Raw genomic sequence first — 17,155 nt, 5'->3', positions numbered from 1 at the left:
CACACTCTCTTTTTTGTGAATAACTAAAAACATAAAATTATGTCAGTAGGTAGAACAGCTAAAACTGGAGAAGTATGTCCTGAAAGCGGAGTTTGGAAAGTTGTTGGAACACCAAGCACAACAGCTCCTATAGCTAAAGGTAACCGTATGCCACCATATGGTGGAAAAGCAGTAACTTGGCAATTAATTCAATTAGCTTAAACAAAAAAAGCTGTCTTTTCAGGCAGCTTTTTTTAATTTAAATATTATATTTTGCATTACTTTAATGCACTTAGAAATTTCAAATCGGCATACATCCGACAGCATAAAAACGCACAGTTTGTGAGGTGGCTTTTGTTGCTTTCAGTTCTTGGTCTTCGAGCCCAACAGGGGGAGCAGAAAAGAAAAAGACGATCAGAAATGGTCGTCTTTTTTGTTTTCTATATTTTCTATAAAATTGTTCTTAGCTAAAACTAGATATCCAAAGAACATATATTTTCGATACTTTTGATTCATATCGTTACATGAAAACTTTTATAGAAAATATGAAGAAAAACAATCTAAAGATTCTAAAAAAATTTCTTTTTTACATCTTGTTATTAGCGAATGCCAATTCTTTTTCACAAAACTTATTGTTAAATCCAAGTTTTGATGGCACATATGGCATTAATGGGGAATATGCTGGCTGTGCTCCCAATTATTTTTACAATCCTAACTGGAATGGCAACCCTTCTTCGGTTATCAATTTTTCTAAAAGCACATCCATTTCCAGAACCTCTCCAAGCAGTCAAAAAGTAGTAATCCAAAGTATTTCTGGATATTCTTATTTTGCTCAAGAATTTATGGTAAAAGGCGAGAGAACATTAAAAGCAAGTATTTGGATAAAACCAGAAATAGTGCCCATAGGATCTCCAAAACAAAAAGTAGATTTAATTATACGATCTGATGTACCTAGTTTCCAGCATATCGTTTCTAAAGAATTTGTGCTGGAAAACAACAATCAATGGCAAAAGATAGAAGTAGTTGGCAATACAAATTGTTTAATCAATGGAAATAACGAAAATAAATTTTATTTCTTCTTAAACTTTAAAACATCTGGCACCCTATATTTAGATGACGCCAGTGTTACTGACGAAACCAATTTAATAGACAGCACAACAAATCTAATCTCAAATCCAAATTTTGAAGGAAACTATGGTACCTCTGGTGAATTTCTTGGTTGTGCTTCTCCTTATTTTTTCAATCCTAATTGGGGCGTTAACCCAGCATCAGATATAGTTTTCTCAAAAGACACTGATAATTCGATATCAGGACGAGCTTGTCAAAAGGTCGTCATAAACTCCATAAATGAATACTGTTACTTTGCTCAAGGATTATATGTTCAACCCAACAGGAAGCTGAAAGCAAGTATCTGGATTAAGCCCACAAGCAATAACTTTGAGGTAGAATTTGCTTTAAGATCAAGAAGCCTATATAATCCATTTATCGCGAATAAAATCTTTAATGTCGTTCCTAACGAATGGCAAAAAATTGAAATTTTTGGAGACACAAAAAATTTGGTTTCCTTAAGTCATTCACACAACCTTGATTTTTTTATAAATTTTAAATCTACCGGCACCGTTTATTTAGAAAATGCGAGTGTTACAGACATTACAGACTTAACATTAGAAAATATTGAAAATGGATTAGAAAATATTTTAAAAAATGGTGATTTTGAATACGATTATAATAATATAGGCATTTCTCAAAACTACGACTATACTGTAAATTGGGGTGGTTCAACTTCTGTAATCTTTTCAGAAGATAATTGCAGTCCGTATAACGGCTTAAGTTGTCAAAAGATTACTCTCAGTTCTAAACCTTCCATTTTTCATTATTTTCAGAGATTTGAAGCAAAAGGAAGCAAGATATACAAAGCTTCAATTTGGGTAAAATCTCCAGATAATGTCGAAATTGATTTTACGTTAAGATCAACATTACTTCATACTCCACGAATTTCTTCAGCAAAAACTTTAAGAGTTTCCGATCAATGGCAAAAAATTGAAATAATTGGAGGCCTAGGAAGCAATGTTGATGAAGATCAAGTGTATTCTGTAGATTTTTTTGTGGACTTCAGAAACACGGGCACCTTATATGTTGATAACGCTAGCGTAGTAGATGTCACTGACATTATTAAACAAAAAAATGTTTCCGCTTCTACATTAGGCCATGCTATCCCTCGATCATTTTTCGGCATGCACATTAATAAATTAGGTTCAGATGAAGATGTGATACATAATCCAAACGCGCATCAAGTATGGCCTCCAGTGAATTTTGGCATGCTAAGAATGTGGGATACCGGTACAAAATGGTCTGACCTTGAGCCTTCCGATAATCAATTAAATTGGGACAGACTTGATTTATATGTTAACAAGAGAAACGACAATGATCCTGGCTGTGAAATTATTTATACTCTTGGAATGTCTCCTAATTGGGCTTCAAATAGTACCATTCCTTTTGCTGATTATATTCCTTCAGCGTATCAATCGGTATCGGGAAATATGCTTTCTCAATGGGAGGACTACGTCCAGGAAATTGGGGAAAGGTATAATAACAAAATTAAGTACTGGGAAATTTGGAATGAGGTTGAAGTGTTTTTTAATCAAGGTAATGGTAATGACAATAGCGGAATAACATTAAACAAACTTGCTGAATCGGCATATACTATTTTAAAAGAAATAAACCCAAACAATATCATATTATCACCTAATTTCACTACATCTACCGGAGCTAGCGATTTTCTTTTTAAATGTAACGGCAATTATTATTTTGATGTGTTTTCATTTCATAAATATACAGGGGCTAATCCCGAAAGCGATATCGGAATATTTTTTGGCTATAGAAATTTATTAGATAATTACGGACTCAACAACATCCCTATCTGGAATACAGAAGGTTCAAATACCGAAGGCTTTGACGGTCCTTGCGCGAGCGGCGATGTAGCTTGCCAAAAAAGAAGAATTGGCGCCGTTTCAAGAGCCTATATTGTTCAATGGCTTTATGATGTCAAAAATTTCAACTGGTATTTTTGGGAACCGTATATATCTTCTACTGAAAACTGGGTCAATTCCGGCACTACACTAAGCGTATCAAATTCCGGCACAAATTCTGTCTTAACAATTGCAGGAACTGCTTATGGCCATCTTACCGATTGGCTTGTTGGAAAAAGCATACAGGATAAATCAATAGATCATCTCGGAAACTGGGTAGTGAAAATTTTTAATCCTTCCACCAACAGTTCCGAATACATTTTATGGAATGAAAAAAACCAAGCAAATTCATATAGTATAAATCAGGATTGGGGAATTGGCTTCAAAAAAGATTTATATGGAAATACAGAAGTAGTTTCTACAAATACGATCATGATTGATTCTGCACCCATTTTATTGCTTTCAGAACTTGATCAAGAAAGAAATAACTCAAAGGTTACAAAAGAAACTCCAAAAGAAACCATTACTGTATTCCCAAATCCAGCCGATAATTTTCTAAATGTCTATTCTTCACAAGAAAACAGTATTCTGGAAGGAAACTTATTCGATTTAACTGGAAAACTAATCATAAAAAACATTCAATTAAACGAAGGAATCACCACTATAGACATAAAGGGGATTCAAAAGGGTGTTTATATATTAAAAGCAGTAAATTCACAAAACGTAGTTTTTACGAAGAAAGTCATTATTAAATAATATAGATTCTCGAGCCCAAGAGGGAGTAAAAAGGAAAGACGAGCATTTCTGCTCGTCTTTCCTTTTTTGTCTAATACATCTCCATCATAATTTATAGTTTTTAGTTATAATTGAAAATGCACTCTTCTATAATGACTACAGGGGATAATCTATATTTAGGCCCTGTCCTTATAAGGGAAGCAGCCATACATCCTCTATCAGTATCAATATATGCGTAATCAAAATAATTATTTTCCACTTTAGCTATTCGGCAATAATGTTGTTTTATTAGCTCTAAAACTTGGACTCTAAAGGTAGCTTCATCATTATTGATTACTTCATTTTCAATCCATATTTCACTGATCATCCCTTTTGTGTTTTGAACATATTTAAACAAAGATCTAAAAACTTCATCTTGCAATAAATCTTGCGAATACCAATCATGTATAATTATTCTTAATCTCATGTTTTTATTTATTTTATAATCCACCATTTTTTATTTTTAATCAACTTATGTTTATAGTAAGGATAAATCAGAAGCAAAGAATCTATTTGTGTTGATGAATAATCTCAAAAAATCAACTCTTCTTTGACAACCCAAAAGTCAATCTTAGTTCAATCTATCCACGACACTTAATAACCCTTTGCAACTTGAACAGCCCTTTAACTTTATTGGCACATCAAAAAACATATATAAAGCAATATCTTATAAAACTTAAAGAATCATTTTATTAATTCTTTCAATTTCTCAACACTTATATTTTTAATGTCCCTATGCAACATTCTATGACAATTAGAGCAAACCAATGCTAAATCTTTTACAGTAATCTTAGTTTCGACTTTAAGACTGCTCAAAGGTACTTTGTGATGGCATTCAATAAATCCCTTTCCAATCTCTCCATATTTTTCTTCAAAGTTAAGATTGCAAACTTCGCATGAAAGTTTGTTATTGATTTTTAATACCGATTTTTTCTTTTCTGCTATTATTTTTCTATCACGTTCCCGAAGCTTATGAAGTTTATAAATAATTTTCCCTTCCAAAGCTACCCTTGACTCATCGAAACCTTCATCTGAAGGAATAGAGCTGATTTTTGAAACCAATTCAGTATTTTTTGAGATACTCTTAATAGCATTCGCTATTTCTCCTAAACGCTGTCTATTTTCTACAAATTCATTCCATATCATTTCATCAAGTTTTGCTCCTCTTTTAAGGCCTATACCAAAATATTCTTTATCAAACCTCTTAAAATTATTCAGTTTCATGTTTACTCCATTTGGATTACGAAAACTTTCATTTAACGTATTATCATGAATCGGTAATGAATTTAAAATTTTTGACATCTCAATAATTTTAGAATTCATGGCAGTTATCTCTCTAGGTTGTAATTCAAAATATAAGTTCAAAGCAAGAATCAGCTCATCTCTAGTCCAATCGGGATTTTTCATTTAATATATTAATTTTAACTTTTGAAATTTAGTAAAACTATTTTAATATATTAATTATTGAATAATTTTATATTTTATATTTACATATTATATTAATTTAAAACATAATTCTAAATTCATAGATTTTTATTTCCAGATTTAGAGTCGTTGAAGTGATTTATATATGTAATTGATTTAGTATCAATAAGGAGAGAAATACTTCTTTAAAACAACTCGGGCTCTTGAATAAAGACGCCCAAAATTCTTGAAGACATCAATAATGAATTACAAACACTACTCTTTTAGGCATGCGGGAGTTATTTTTCATGAACCTGAATTTATAGAACAGTTTTATGAAATGACCGGGATTATTGACGGAATATCTGAAGCAGATTTGATTGACAAACATAATTCTTATGGAGCTATAAACGTAGAATATACCCCGATGAGTTTGTCAAGAGCAATAAATCATTTATTGAGAGAAAAATTTATTGCTTCTGGCTGGCATCAAGAATCAGCCATTTTTCAAGACAGTCAATACCAAGGAGATACATGGAGACTGGATTTTGCTAAACGTGACATTTCAATTGAAGTGGCATTTAACCACTCTTCAGTTATTGCTTGGAATCTTTTAAAGCCTGTCTTAGCCAGCGAATTGAATCATGTCAATAAAGCAATACAAACAAAAATTGGCGTAGTAATTACTGCTACTGAAGCCTTAAAAAGATTAGGCGGTTTTGATGGCGCAGTAGGAACTTATGAGAAATACTTAGAATATTTACCTCCATTAAATAATGTCCTTACTATACCTCTTTTTATAATAGGATTAGACGCTCCTGACTCTTTTCGAGTTCAGCATCACCAATACGCCCCACGAAAAAAGATTGGTCAGATTATCATGAATGACACTCAACAATCTAAAGCCAATCCTAATGAAATCCAATTTTGATCAAGATCTTACAAAAGAATATTTACTAGGAAAATATTTGGATCAGCTTTATCCAGATATGTTTGAAGGTTTCGAAATAGAAAGAGTTTCTGATTCTAAACAACAACATAAAGGAATCGATATTATACTCTCGAAAGACGGTAAACAATTCTTTATTGATGAAAAAGCACAATTAGATTATTTAGAGGAAGACCTCCCAACCTTTGCTTTTGAAATTACGTATTTAAAAGATAGAGAACAAAAATTAGGGTGGTTATATGATAATAGCAAACTAACAGATTTCTATTTTACTATAACAGCTATCACTTGCAATACTTACGAAACACCAGAAAGCGGCTTTAAGAGTTGCAAGATATTCTCAATCAACCGAAAAAAACTCATTAATTTATTGACTTCAAAAGGACTCACTTATGATAAAATCTCAGAGATAAATCAATCTATTCGTGGAGGAAGCCAAGACGAAAGAATACTAGTTCCTGAATTAGAGACTCGTTCAGAAGGCAATTTCTACTTTTCAAAAGGTAAGGCGGAACAACCAATAAATATTGTTCTTAAATTAGATTTCCTGATAGAATCAGGTGTAGCTAAAAAACTTCATTAAAATTCTTCTGCAGCCATTACTTCTCCAATACGCTCAACTATTCCAACCACTAATGCGTTCCCCATCAAAAATGCTCTTTTAGTATCTGAAACACCGTCCATTTCAGTATGGTTATCTGGAAACATATTTAATCTTTCAAGCTCAACCGGAAGAAGTCTTCTTAAGCCTTTGCTTGTTGAAATGACATGTTTAAATCTTGATGGTGATTTTCCTCCTTCTCCAGTAATAATTGTTCGAGAAGGTTCATCAATCGAATCAGGAAAAATCATTCCTCCTTCAGCATAATTATATTCAAAACCACTATTGCTCTTACGTATTTCTTTTTTAGCTCCTTTTAAATATTTCCATTTATCCAGTTCATTTTCGCTAATAAAGTATTCTTGTGGTACTTCGTCTACTTTTAGCATAATATCCTTTATTGCTGTTTTCTTCCCATCAAAATTAGGAACTGTTTTAGCCGTATAGATATGCCCTTCTAGAAGCACCCCAGAATTAAGGAAGGGAGATATTTTTGTTCCAGAACCAAAAGTATCGCTTACTTCTTTTAAATCCCCATGTATATCAAAATAACTTTCGGAAATTACTTCTTGAGAAATAGGGAAAGACTTGGCCATTATACCATCATGTAAAACCCAAGAATCTAGAGAGTCACTCTTTATTTTTTTATATGTGTCTGTTGATTTATGATAACCAATAAAAAAAACTCTTCTGCGTCTTTGCGGAAAGCCATAATCAGAAGCATTTATAACCCTCCATTCTACAGCATAACCGAGTTCATCTAAGCCTTTTAACATTACAGCAAAATCTCTCCCTCTCTGATTGCTTGGAGATTTAAGAAGACGGTCTACATTCTCCAAGATGAGATATTTCGGCTTTTTCTTTTTCTCAGTTAGAATTCTGTGAATAGACCACCACAACACACCTTTCTTACCCAATAAACCTTTTGAATTTTTTAAAGTAGTAGCTACGGAATAATCCTGACAAGGAAACCCTCCTACTAATAAATCATGGTCTGGAATGTCCTTAACCTCAACATCTTCGATACTTACATTAACGTGGTTTTCATTTCCCCATCTTTCTTCATAGATTAATGAAGCATGTTGAGTTTTTGTAGATGGTTCCCATTGATTGCTCCAAACAATTTCATAAGGTTTTTTTTTGTTTTTTTTATTTGCTCTTTCTAAGCCAATTCTAAAACCGCCTACGCCTGCAAATAGCTCAATTGTCTTTATCATGGTAACTTTATAGTAGTCGTTTTTGGCAAATATAAACAATATTGCTATCATTTTTGCTTGCAAAATCCTCCTAAAAAAAGAATTTCTAGAATACTATCTTTGAAAAAAAATAATTAAAAAACCCCAACAAAAAAAGCCCAATACTTTCATATCAGGCTTTTCATTAACCAATCTATATTTACCCCTTAACCACTTCAAGGTATTTACGGCGCTATGCGTCGTAATCTTAAATTTCAGTCCAAACATACATCAAAACAAAATGGAAATTTTGGACAATGTATATCCGTCAGCTTCTGCCCTATATCCGTTCTGATACACTACAGAATCGTTTTAAGAAAATTTCAATTCCAAGACTCAACGCGATGACCCCCTAAAAACAAATTTACTATAGCTGTCAACTGTGTTAGACACCTTAAAACGACCTCACTTTAGCCTGTCAACTCTATTAGACGGCTTCTCCCGAGTTGAAAGAAGCTGTCAACTGTGTTAGACACCTCAAAATGACCTCACTTTAGCCTGTCAACTGTGTTAGACGGCTTCTCCCGAGTTGAAAGAAGCTGTCAACTGTGTTAGACACCTCAAAATGACCTTACTTTAGCCTGTCAACTGTGTTAGACGGCTTCTTTTAAGCCAAAAGAAGCGATTAACCATCATTTTTAATATAAAACCGTATTATTTGTTATATTTTATTATAAAGAATAACATTAAAATAAAATATTTTGTTTTTATATACGTTATAGCGGTATTATTAACAATTTAAACATAATAGCCATGAAACTTCACAAATTAAACACAAGTCATTTACAGTATGTAGAATCCGGACAATTTATCATCCGATTCCTGACTGACTTTAAGAACTCTACTCTGGTACCGACAGAAGATGCCGAATTCAACGCCCTCTACCAGAGCCTCCTCCAACAATCCCCTATTTATGACCGTGCGCTGATGCAGATCCAAAGCTGGGCCGAATCTAAAAAACTGATGGATCTGGATTACATCCGAGACAGAAAGATGACGACGGTACGCACTGTGGTCAGCACGTTCCGACACACCGATGATGAAGACGAAAAGAAAGCCTACGACCTCCTCATGACCTTGCTCAGGACCTATAAACGTGTAGAACACATGAATTTTGAAGCCGAAAGCCTGGCACTAGACAACTTTATCGCCGAAATACGAAGCCCGCGGTTTTCGGCCGCTGCTACAAAGTTGGGACTCGAAAAACACCTGATGAATCTGGAAATGGCGAATACCAACTTCAAGACGCTGTTCAGCAACCGTTCGACCAACATCAACACCACCGAGGTTTTTGATACCAAGGCGCTCCGCAAAAAGATATTGGAAACCTATAAAGACCTGGCCGAATATGTGCTGGTAATGGCAAAAAGAAAAAACACGCCGTTTTATGCAGAACTGCTTACGATCTTGAACACCGGAAGAAGCTACTTTTCTGACCTGATCGCCCGCCGAAAAGGCACGGCTGCGGGTACCGATCCGAGAATATAACGAACTATAAATCAAAAAACAATCCCGACACTAGTATTGGGATTGTGCCGAATCCAGACAGCAATGTCTGGATTTTTTGTTTGTATGAATTTTCTGTTTTTTAGCTCAATACTTCTTCTAAATCTGCTGCCTTTTTACATATCTTTATCACAACCAACTTTAATAAATTAACTTATTATGAAAAAAACTACGCTCTTTTTTGCTGTATGGCTTATCCCTTTTTTGGGGTTTGCACGAAACACATTTCCAACCGCAACGAATACGGCTGTCGGAATAGGAAACACGAACATTCCTATTGTGGCTACCTCTTTGGCAACAGAATTAACTGTAATTTATTTAAGCGACTATACGACATTGGAAAGCGCTATTGATTTTTTAAATGCCTCCACGACTTTTCATACCTTGGTTATAGACAAAGATATTACCCTTATCAATGATAAGACTGTTAGCGCAACAAAAGCACTCAAATTCTTGAATGGAAATATAATAACGATTCCTAATTCAAAAACACTGACGATCAACGGTCCAATTGATGCCGGAATTTACCAACTATTCAATTGTTCGGGCACCGGTAAAACAGACGGTTATCCTCAAATTGACCAAACGTATCCGCAATGGTGGCAGACGTATGACGAGAACCCTATGGCCGATTGGTCGGATTCCATTCAAAGAGCCGTAAATTTTTATCCTAAGGTTTATTTTCCGGCACGAGTTCAGAATAGCACTACATATGGCATCGGTTATCCCGTTTACAAAACAATTTATATTGACTTAAATAAAAGAAATCTAAATCATGACAGGACAAGCTACCACCTTTATAGTTCTGGCGGAGTTTATTTTGAAACGGGTGGCGCAACGCCCGCATTTACAGGCTTTGTATTTAAATGCATTAATATTCCTATTTATGGATTTGATAAAGGCCTGATATTTGAAAACCTCATTTTCTATTGCTCAAACGGCATTCAGGTTGTTGGAGGTTCTATTAACAATACGCCGCCTTATAATGCAGTCGATAATTTTGCCAATGAAGAATATCCGATAGCAAAAGTCAAGATAATAAACTGCAATTTTATTGGTAAGTCAGACAGTGCTGGTAATGATGATACTGGAATCGCATTGTCATTTAAGAAAGCTTTTGACTGCGAAATTGCAAATAACAAGATCGAAAATTTTAATATCGGGATTAAATTGGAAGGGTCTGATCTAAATAACATTAGCAACAACCGATTTATAGGCTTTTGGAAATATGCGATCTTGGATTTAAGTAGGATACATGACCCGCAGGGTGTGAACTACCAATTTGGCTCTCAAAACTCAATTATCCATAATGACATTTTAGATTATAAAGGACCTGCAGGGACTGGTGCTTTTATAAAAAGTAATTCACTCCATGTTATCATAAGAGATAATTTTCTTGAAAACAATCCTTTTAATGGGCCTGATAACATCCGATCCTTTATTGATTGCACAAATGTAGGCTTGACCAACTTAAATGTGCCTTTGGTAATGGATATTACTGGTAATCGCTTGAGCCTAGGAGGACAATACTCCTATCTGATAAATGAAGATTTTAAAAGTTTAAACCTAAGCGAAGCGCCTCTTGCATTACCTGTAAGCGAAGTCCCAAAATCAAGTTTTGCTGCCAATTCCAATTCATTCACGCCAACCCGTGATATACCTATAACATTTGGCGGCAGGCCCAAAAACATCACTATTACTAACGTGTCTTCTTTTAGAGAATGGAAATCCTTCCAGTCCTCTAATCTAATTGAAAATGCATTTGATGGTTCTATGATTATCAATCCGTCCAATATTTCTGACTTGGGAGTAACTTTCAGCAACGTAACTAGGTTTAATCCGAAAAGCATCAAATTAAAAGCAGGAACGCCTAATTACAGCAAGATACAAATAAGCCAGAAAATTACAGGAGAATCCAATGATACCAATACATTGCCAAAAAATCTAAAAATCAAGATTGTGACACGCAATGCACATGCATCAGATTCTGAAGACTTTTATTTTGCAATCTCAAAAGGCCTGTATGCAGAAACAAATGACTGGCAAGGAAGAGGCAGGTATTTGAGTACGAATACTTCAGACGCGAACTACAACAATTTCAATATTTACGAAATAATTCCGACCATTTCGTTTGATTCAAATTCTGATTATTACCTGTCAATAGACGCAAAATATGATACCGAGATAAAATCAATTATTATCGAGCCTTTAATTGATGCTATTCAAATTCATGATGCTTCTGTTGCAGAAGGCGGCATATTAGCTTTCCCGATTATCCTTACCAACCCGATGCCAAATGATGTGACGGTCACATTCTCCTACACTAATATTTCAGCGGCTGCAAACGACTATACTGTACTAACAAGCAAGACAATAACTGCTGGTACGACATCAGAAGTGATTACAATCCAAACTACTGATGATGCAGCTATTGAATCAAATGAAACCTTTACTTTAGGCATTGCATCAGCAACTAATTTTACCGGAAACATCATGGATACAGCAACTGGAACCATCGTAAATAATGATTTGTCCTTGCCTAAAAAGATGGAAAATGATACTGTAAAGGACACAACTAAAAACGAAGAGTTGTACAAAATCAATATTGATAATGAGATGAAGATGTATCCAAATCCGGTTAAGGATCTGCTTCATTTCGATATCAAAGAAACAGATTCATTGACAAACGTTGAGATTTATGATGAAACTGGTAAATTTATAGACGATTTGACTAAAAAGATAAATGATAATTCTGTTGATATCTCTTCTCTTCCCAATGGAAGCTACATTGTAAAAATTATAACTATCAATAATAAATCCCAGATAATCATTAAGAAATAAACCTTAAAAATCAAAATTTTAAATACCAATCCAGACAGCAATGTCTGGATTTTTTGTTGTATAAGATTTATCCAAAAAAGTATAAGATACTATCTAAAAAAATGACAGACATTTATACGTAGAAAAACATACTTATGAAAAAATTCATACGGAACAACAGCCTCTCCTTAGTGTTCCTGCTCCTCTTTATAGGATCGCTTGTCGGACAGACGCTAACTGGATATCGAGAACACAACAAAGAACTTCACGAAGATGGTGTCGCACCAATACCGCTCTCAGAATACCTCCATACAGGCCATTTTATCCAAGCGACTTTCGAAAACTGGGAAAGCGAATTCCTGCAGATGGCGCTATTTGTAGTCTTGGCCATCTTTCTGCAGCAGAAAGGTTCCTCAGAATCCAAAGATTTTGACAAGGCCGAAGAAGTAGACCGCGAACCCTCAAAAAGAAGAAAAGACGCACCCTGGCCTGTCAAGGCAGGCGGATGGATCTTGGGACTCTACAAAAACTCGCTGACGATTGCCCTGTTCCTGCTCTTTTTGGCCTCATTCGTCCTGCATTTTTACGGGAGCCTGAAAGACGAAAACGAACAGCTGGCCTTACAAGGGCTGCCACAAGAAACCCCGCTTACCTATCTTGGCGATTCGAGATTCTGGTTTGAATCCTTCCAGAACTGGCAGAGCGAATTTCTTTCGGTATTGGCAATTATCGTCCTCTCCATCTTCCTGCGCCAGAAAGGATCGCCACAGTCTAAGCCTGTAGATGCTCCGAATAGCGAAACAGGAGGATAGTAAAAAATACAAGGCCTTTTCCGTCTAAATCCGGAAAAGAAAAGTACCCTTGTCCAGTCCCGAAGTATGGAACTGCCAGTTGATCTTGAGCACCTCGCGCAGCGATTGTTTTAGCACCTCGAAATCGTTGGGCTTTTTAATATAGATATTAGCACCCCCAACAAAAGTAGCGTGCACGTCGGTTTCGGAACTCGAAGTCGAATAAATGGCGATAGACAAGTCTTTGAAACGACTATGGCGACGTATTTCCGTCAGGCAGTCGTCATACTTTGTACATAACATGTTCAGGTCGAGGAACAAGATATGAGGCAACTTTTCGTTTCCTGGTTCGTGGAGGTAATCCAGGAGTTCATCCCCATTTTTGAAAAGAGTTAATTCCACATCCAGATTTAGTTCCTCAATAGCCTCCCTAAAAAGCTCGCGGTCATCTTGGTCATCGTCCGCAAGCACGATATGCATTTTCCCTTCTTTTGCCATAGATAATAGTTAATTAAGTTAGTTTGTATGTGCGATTTTTTTTCGTTCACTGATAATTTTCTTGAATGCGGAAGGCGAAAGCCCCGTCATTTTTTTAAACTGTCCCGACAGGTGGGCAACGCTGCTGTAGCTGAGCAGGTGCGATATTTCCGTCAGTGACAAATCGTGCAGCAGCAGCTTTTTGGCCCGTTCTATTTTTTGGAGTATGATATAATTCTCGATCGACGTATGCGTATGCTCCGAAAACACAGCAGATATATAATTGTAGTTCATCTGCAGCCGTTCTGCCAGATAATGCGAGATCTTGGAGCTCGGCAGCTTGTCTCGCCCTACCATATCGATAATCGTATTCTTGATCCGCTGGATCAGCTGGCTCTTTTGGTCATCGAGAATATCGATGCCGTAGCGCTTCAAGTTAGCCTGCAATGTCATGAAAATGGCAGGAGGTACCTTTTTCTTGATTACGATTTCGCCCAGTTCTTCCAGCTCATAATCAATCCCCAGGCCTGTCAGCTGTTCTTGCATAATCGCACGGCAGGCCGCATTAATATCATATTTAATGTAGGTCTTCTTCATAAATAAGTGCTTGGTTTAATGGTCGTATAAATATAATAATAAAAAGGTTTCGAACTACAATTTTGGGAAACCCTTAGCATGTGAGTCCATTCCGTTAAAAACCGAAAAGCAAAAAAACAACCACAAAAGCACGAAGACCTTTTAATAAACCGCTAATTGTTTTATTTTTGCACCATGGCCTCGTAGTTCAATGGATAGAATGGGAGTTTCCTAAACTTTTGATGCAGGTTCGATCCCCGCCGAGGCTACAAACGATAATTCCTAAATAAAAAAAGGCTTCTCTATTTTGAGAAGCCTTTTTTCCTTCCACAAAAGTTAAACTTCTCAGAAACAGCTTTCAAAATCATCTTCACGATTGTAACTTTATAAGACAAGGCTTCCATTAGCTATTGTCCCTTTTGCTATGAAACAAAAGTTGCTCCTATTTAACGACAAGGGCATCTATTGCCCGCAGGCCGATGTATATCTTGACCCATGGCGGCCCGTAAAAAATGCCATCATCACCCACGGACATGCCGACCACTCGCGATGGGGACACCAGCACTATATTACCCACCACATGAACGTGCCCATCATCAAGCACCGTTTGGGCAGTATCGTGGTGACAGGCAAAGAATGGGGAGAAACCTTTACGATAAACGGCGTCAAATTCTCGCTGCATCCAGCAGGCCATATCATCGGCAGTTCGCAGGTCCGAGTAGAATATAAAGGAGAAGTATGGGTATTCACGGGAGATTATAAGACCGAAGACGACGGCATTTCTACACCCTATGAAGCCATCAAATGCCATACGCTGATTACCGAAAACACTTTTGGACTCCCTGCCTTTAGATGGCTCCCGCAAGCCGAAGTTATGGACGATATCAACAAATGGTGGGCACAAAACAAGGCAGAAGGCAAGACCTCTGTGCTTTTTGGATACACCTTGGGCAAGGCACAGCGCCTGCTGAAACATCTTGATCCGCACATAGGCCCGATCTATACCCACGGAGCCGTCGAAAACATGACCGAAGTATTGCGAACTATGGTCGATTTTCCTGCTACGATACGCATTACTCCAGAAACCAAAAAAGAAGCCTTCCCCGGAAGCATGGTGTTGGCACCGCCCAGTGCGCATGGTACCGTCTGGATCCGGAAGATGGCACCCTATGTTACCGCTTCCGCAAGCGGATGGATGGCCTTTCGCGGTGCCCGAAGACGCAGGGCGATTGATAAAGGTTTTGCGCTCAGCGATCACTGCGACTGGCAGGGATTGCTGGAAAGCGTACAGGCAACCGGAGCCGAAAGAATAATTTGCACGCATGGCTATAGCGAGATATTCAGTGCCTACCTCCGCGAGATCGGCTATGATGCTGTTACGGAAAACACCCAATACCAAGGTGATGAAGAAGAGCCAAGCGATGCCAAAGAAAACGAAGCTGAAAACACAGAAGCACTATGAGAAATTTTGCAGCACTCATAAAAGCACTGGACAGCTCCAACAAGACATCGGTCAAGGTAGATGCCCTGACGGAATACTTCCGCAATGCCAGCGATCCCGACAAGGTATGGACCATCGCACTGCTCTCGCATCGGCGTCCGCCGAGACCGGTCAATACGACCCTGCTCAGGCTGTGGGCTTCTGAACTTGCTCATATTCCCCTATGGCTCTTTGAAGAATCCTATCATATCGTAGGCGATCTCGCCGAAACCATAGCCCTCATCATACCCGATGCTAAAGAACACTCCGAAAAAAGCCTGAGCGAATACGTAGGCGAAATGATTGCCCTAAAAACAAAAAGCGATACAGAAAAACGGGAGTACCTCCACGAAAACTGGCTTATGCTCAACTATTACGAACGCTTTGTCTTTACGAAATTAATTACCGGCAGCTTCCGTATCGGCGTAAGCCAGAAACTGATGACGCGCGCGCTTTCCAAAGCCGTAGCCATTGATGAAGACATATTGGCCTATAAACTAATGGGCGACTGGAATCCCAAAAAGATTACTTTCCAAAAACTGATACTCGAAGAAAAAAGCCAAGACTATCTCTCCAAGCCCTACCCGTTCTATCTCGCCTATGCGCTAGAGTCGGAACCCGAAAACTTGGGCGATTGCAGCGACTGGAGCATTGAACACAAATGGGACGGCATACGGTCACAGACAATTGTCCGAAATGGAGAGCTCTACCTCTGGAGTCGAGGCGAAGAATTGATTACCGACAAATATCCGGAGTTCCAGAGCTTCCTCGGCAGCATTCCCGACGGTACCGTTATCGACGGTGAAATCCTGCCGTATAAAGAAGGCAAGATAGGCTCCTTTAGCGAGCTTCAGACACGGATTGGGCGCAAGGCACTATCCAAGGCGCTGCTTCTCAAAACGCCAGTTATCATCAAAGCATACGACCTTTTGGAATGGCAGGGCGAAGACCTACGGGAACGCCCGTTTGAAGAAAGAAGACACCTGCTCGAACAGCTGTATGACACTGTAAAAGACTATGGACTCCCTTTGCAGCTTTCGGAACGCATCGAACTGGACAATTGGGAGGCTGTTGCCGAAGAAAGAGCGCGAGCCCGCGAACTGAACAGCGAAGGCCTGATGCTGAAGCGCAAGACATCGCCTTATCTCGTAGGCCGCAAAAAAGGCGACTGGTGGAAATGGAAGCTCGAGCCCTTTTCCATCGATGCGGTACTCACCTACGCCATGCGAGGCAGCGGCCGCAGGGCTACCCTGTTTACCGATTATACCTTTGCGCTTTGGCAAGATAAGGAAGACGGAACCCGAGAGCTCGTTACTTTTGCAAAGGCCTATTCTGGCCTGACCGACGCCGAGTTCAGGATGGTAGACGATTTTATAAAGAAAAACACGTTGGAACGTTTTGGTCCCGTGCGGAGCGTGACACCCAAGCTGGTTTTTGAAATCGGTTTTGAAGGCATCGCGCTTTCTTCTCGACATAAAAGCGGCATAGCCACGCGCTTTCCGCGTATATTGAGATGGCGTACCGATAAAAAAATAGAAGACGCCAACACCATTGAAGACTTAAAAAGCATGATCCCGAAATAAACGTCAGAAAC

At 37.8% G+C, this 17,155-nt stretch carries 14 protein-coding genes and 1 tRNA gene; 10 read left to right on the top strand and 5 right to left on the bottom strand.

All coding sequences use genetic code 11. The features are described from left to right. Positions 1–39: 39 nt before the first annotated feature. Complete coding sequence (locus tag OLM56_RS04455; protein WP_264528466.1) at positions 40–201, top strand: hypothetical protein; 162 nt, start codon at positions 40–42, stop codon at positions 199–201. A gap of 323 nt (positions 202–524) precedes the next feature. After that, positions 525–3,704 (top strand): T9SS type A sorting domain-containing protein, encoded by a 3,180-nt coding sequence (locus OLM56_RS04450; RefSeq protein ID WP_264528465.1) that lies wholly within the window; start codon positions 525–527, stop codon positions 3,702–3,704. A gap of 100 nt (positions 3,705–3,804) precedes the next feature. Here the strand turns inward: OLM56_RS04450 and OLM56_RS04445 are convergent, their stop codons facing one another. Beyond that, complete coding sequence (locus tag OLM56_RS04445) at positions 3,805–4,149, bottom strand: hypothetical protein (RefSeq protein ID WP_264528464.1); 345 nt, start codon at positions 4,147–4,149, stop codon at positions 3,805–3,807. Between the two features lie 257 nt (positions 4,150–4,406). Beyond that, a complete protein-coding gene (locus OLM56_RS04440) occupies positions 4,407–5,129 on the bottom strand; it encodes an HNH endonuclease (RefSeq protein WP_264528463.1) in 723 nt (240 codons plus the stop codon). Between the two features lie 259 nt (positions 5,130–5,388). Between OLM56_RS04440 and OLM56_RS04435 the strand changes: the two genes are divergently transcribed. Together OLM56_RS04435 and OLM56_RS04430 are read left to right on the top strand one after the other, a co-directional pair. Next, positions 5,389–6,057, top strand: a complete 669-nt coding sequence (locus tag OLM56_RS04435; RefSeq protein ID WP_264528462.1) for a BglII/BstYI family type II restriction endonuclease — start codon at positions 5,389–5,391, stop codon at positions 6,055–6,057. Beyond that, complete coding sequence (locus tag OLM56_RS04430) at positions 6,041–6,658, top strand: hypothetical protein (RefSeq protein ID WP_264528461.1); 618 nt, start codon at positions 6,041–6,043, stop codon at positions 6,656–6,658. Before OLM56_RS04435 ends, OLM56_RS04430 begins: the two co-directional genes overlap by 17 nt. On the opposite strand, the gene dcm is transcribed toward OLM56_RS04430, so the two are convergent. After that, positions 6,655–7,944 carry a DNA (cytosine-5-)-methyltransferase gene (dcm, locus tag OLM56_RS04425; protein WP_264528460.1) on the bottom strand — a complete coding sequence of 430 codons (1,290 nt, stop codon included), beginning with the start codon at positions 7,942–7,944 and terminating at the stop codon, positions 6,655–6,657. The genes OLM56_RS04430 and dcm overlap by 4 nt on opposite strands. 720 nt (positions 7,945–8,664) lie before the next feature. On the opposite strand from dcm, the gene OLM56_RS04420 reads away from it, so the two are divergent. From OLM56_RS04420 to OLM56_RS04410, 3 genes are all read left to right on the top strand, one after another. After that, positions 8,665–9,399 (top strand): DUF6261 family protein, encoded by a 735-nt coding sequence (locus OLM56_RS04420; protein WP_264528459.1) that lies wholly within the window; start codon positions 8,665–8,667, stop codon positions 9,397–9,399. Positions 9,400–9,576: 177 nt separating this feature from the next. Continuing rightward, positions 9,577–12,258, top strand: coding sequence for a T9SS type A sorting domain-containing protein (locus OLM56_RS04415; RefSeq protein WP_264528458.1), 2,682 nt, complete (start codon positions 9,577–9,579; stop codon positions 12,256–12,258). 134 nt (positions 12,259–12,392) lie between these two features. Continuing rightward, positions 12,393–13,049: a DUF6766 family protein gene (locus OLM56_RS04410; RefSeq protein WP_264528457.1), complete on the top strand. Its 657-nt coding sequence runs from the start codon at positions 12,393–12,395 to the stop codon at positions 13,047–13,049. 24 nt (positions 13,050–13,073) lie between these two features. Here OLM56_RS04410 and OLM56_RS04405 read toward each other — a convergent pair whose 3' ends face one another. Together OLM56_RS04405 and OLM56_RS04400 are read right to left on the bottom strand one after the other, a co-directional pair. Then, positions 13,074–13,526 carry a response regulator gene (locus OLM56_RS04405; protein WP_264528456.1) on the bottom strand — a complete coding sequence of 151 codons (453 nt, stop codon included), beginning with the start codon at positions 13,524–13,526 and terminating at the stop codon, positions 13,074–13,076. 18 nt (positions 13,527–13,544) lie between these two features. Further along, positions 13,545–14,102, bottom strand: a complete 558-nt coding sequence (locus tag OLM56_RS04400) for a helix-turn-helix domain-containing protein (RefSeq protein WP_121375837.1) — start codon at positions 14,100–14,102, stop codon at positions 13,545–13,547. A gap of 176 nt (positions 14,103–14,278) precedes the next feature. Between OLM56_RS04400 and OLM56_RS04395 the strand changes: the two genes are divergently transcribed. From OLM56_RS04395 to OLM56_RS04385, 3 genes are all read left to right on the top strand, one after another. Next, a tRNA-Arg gene (locus OLM56_RS04395) sits at positions 14,279–14,350 on the top strand. A 155-nt stretch (positions 14,351–14,505) separates the two neighbouring features. Next, entirely contained in the window at positions 14,506–15,543 is a 1,038-nt protein-coding gene (locus OLM56_RS04390) for a ligase-associated DNA damage response exonuclease (protein ID WP_264528455.1), read from the top strand. Further along, entirely contained in the window at positions 15,540–17,144 is a 1,605-nt protein-coding gene (locus OLM56_RS04385) for an ATP-dependent DNA ligase (protein WP_264528454.1), read from the top strand. Before OLM56_RS04390 ends, OLM56_RS04385 begins: the two co-directional genes overlap by 4 nt. The last annotated feature ends 11 nt before the right edge of the window (positions 17,145–17,155 follow it).

This window comes from Flavobacterium sp. N2550 (genome assembly GCF_025947265.1).
Lineage (GTDB): Bacteria > Bacteroidota > Bacteroidia > Flavobacteriales > Flavobacteriaceae > Flavobacterium > Flavobacterium endophyticum.
The sequence above is the reverse complement of the archived record's forward strand: the minus strand, read 5'-3'. Positions and strand labels throughout refer to the sequence as shown.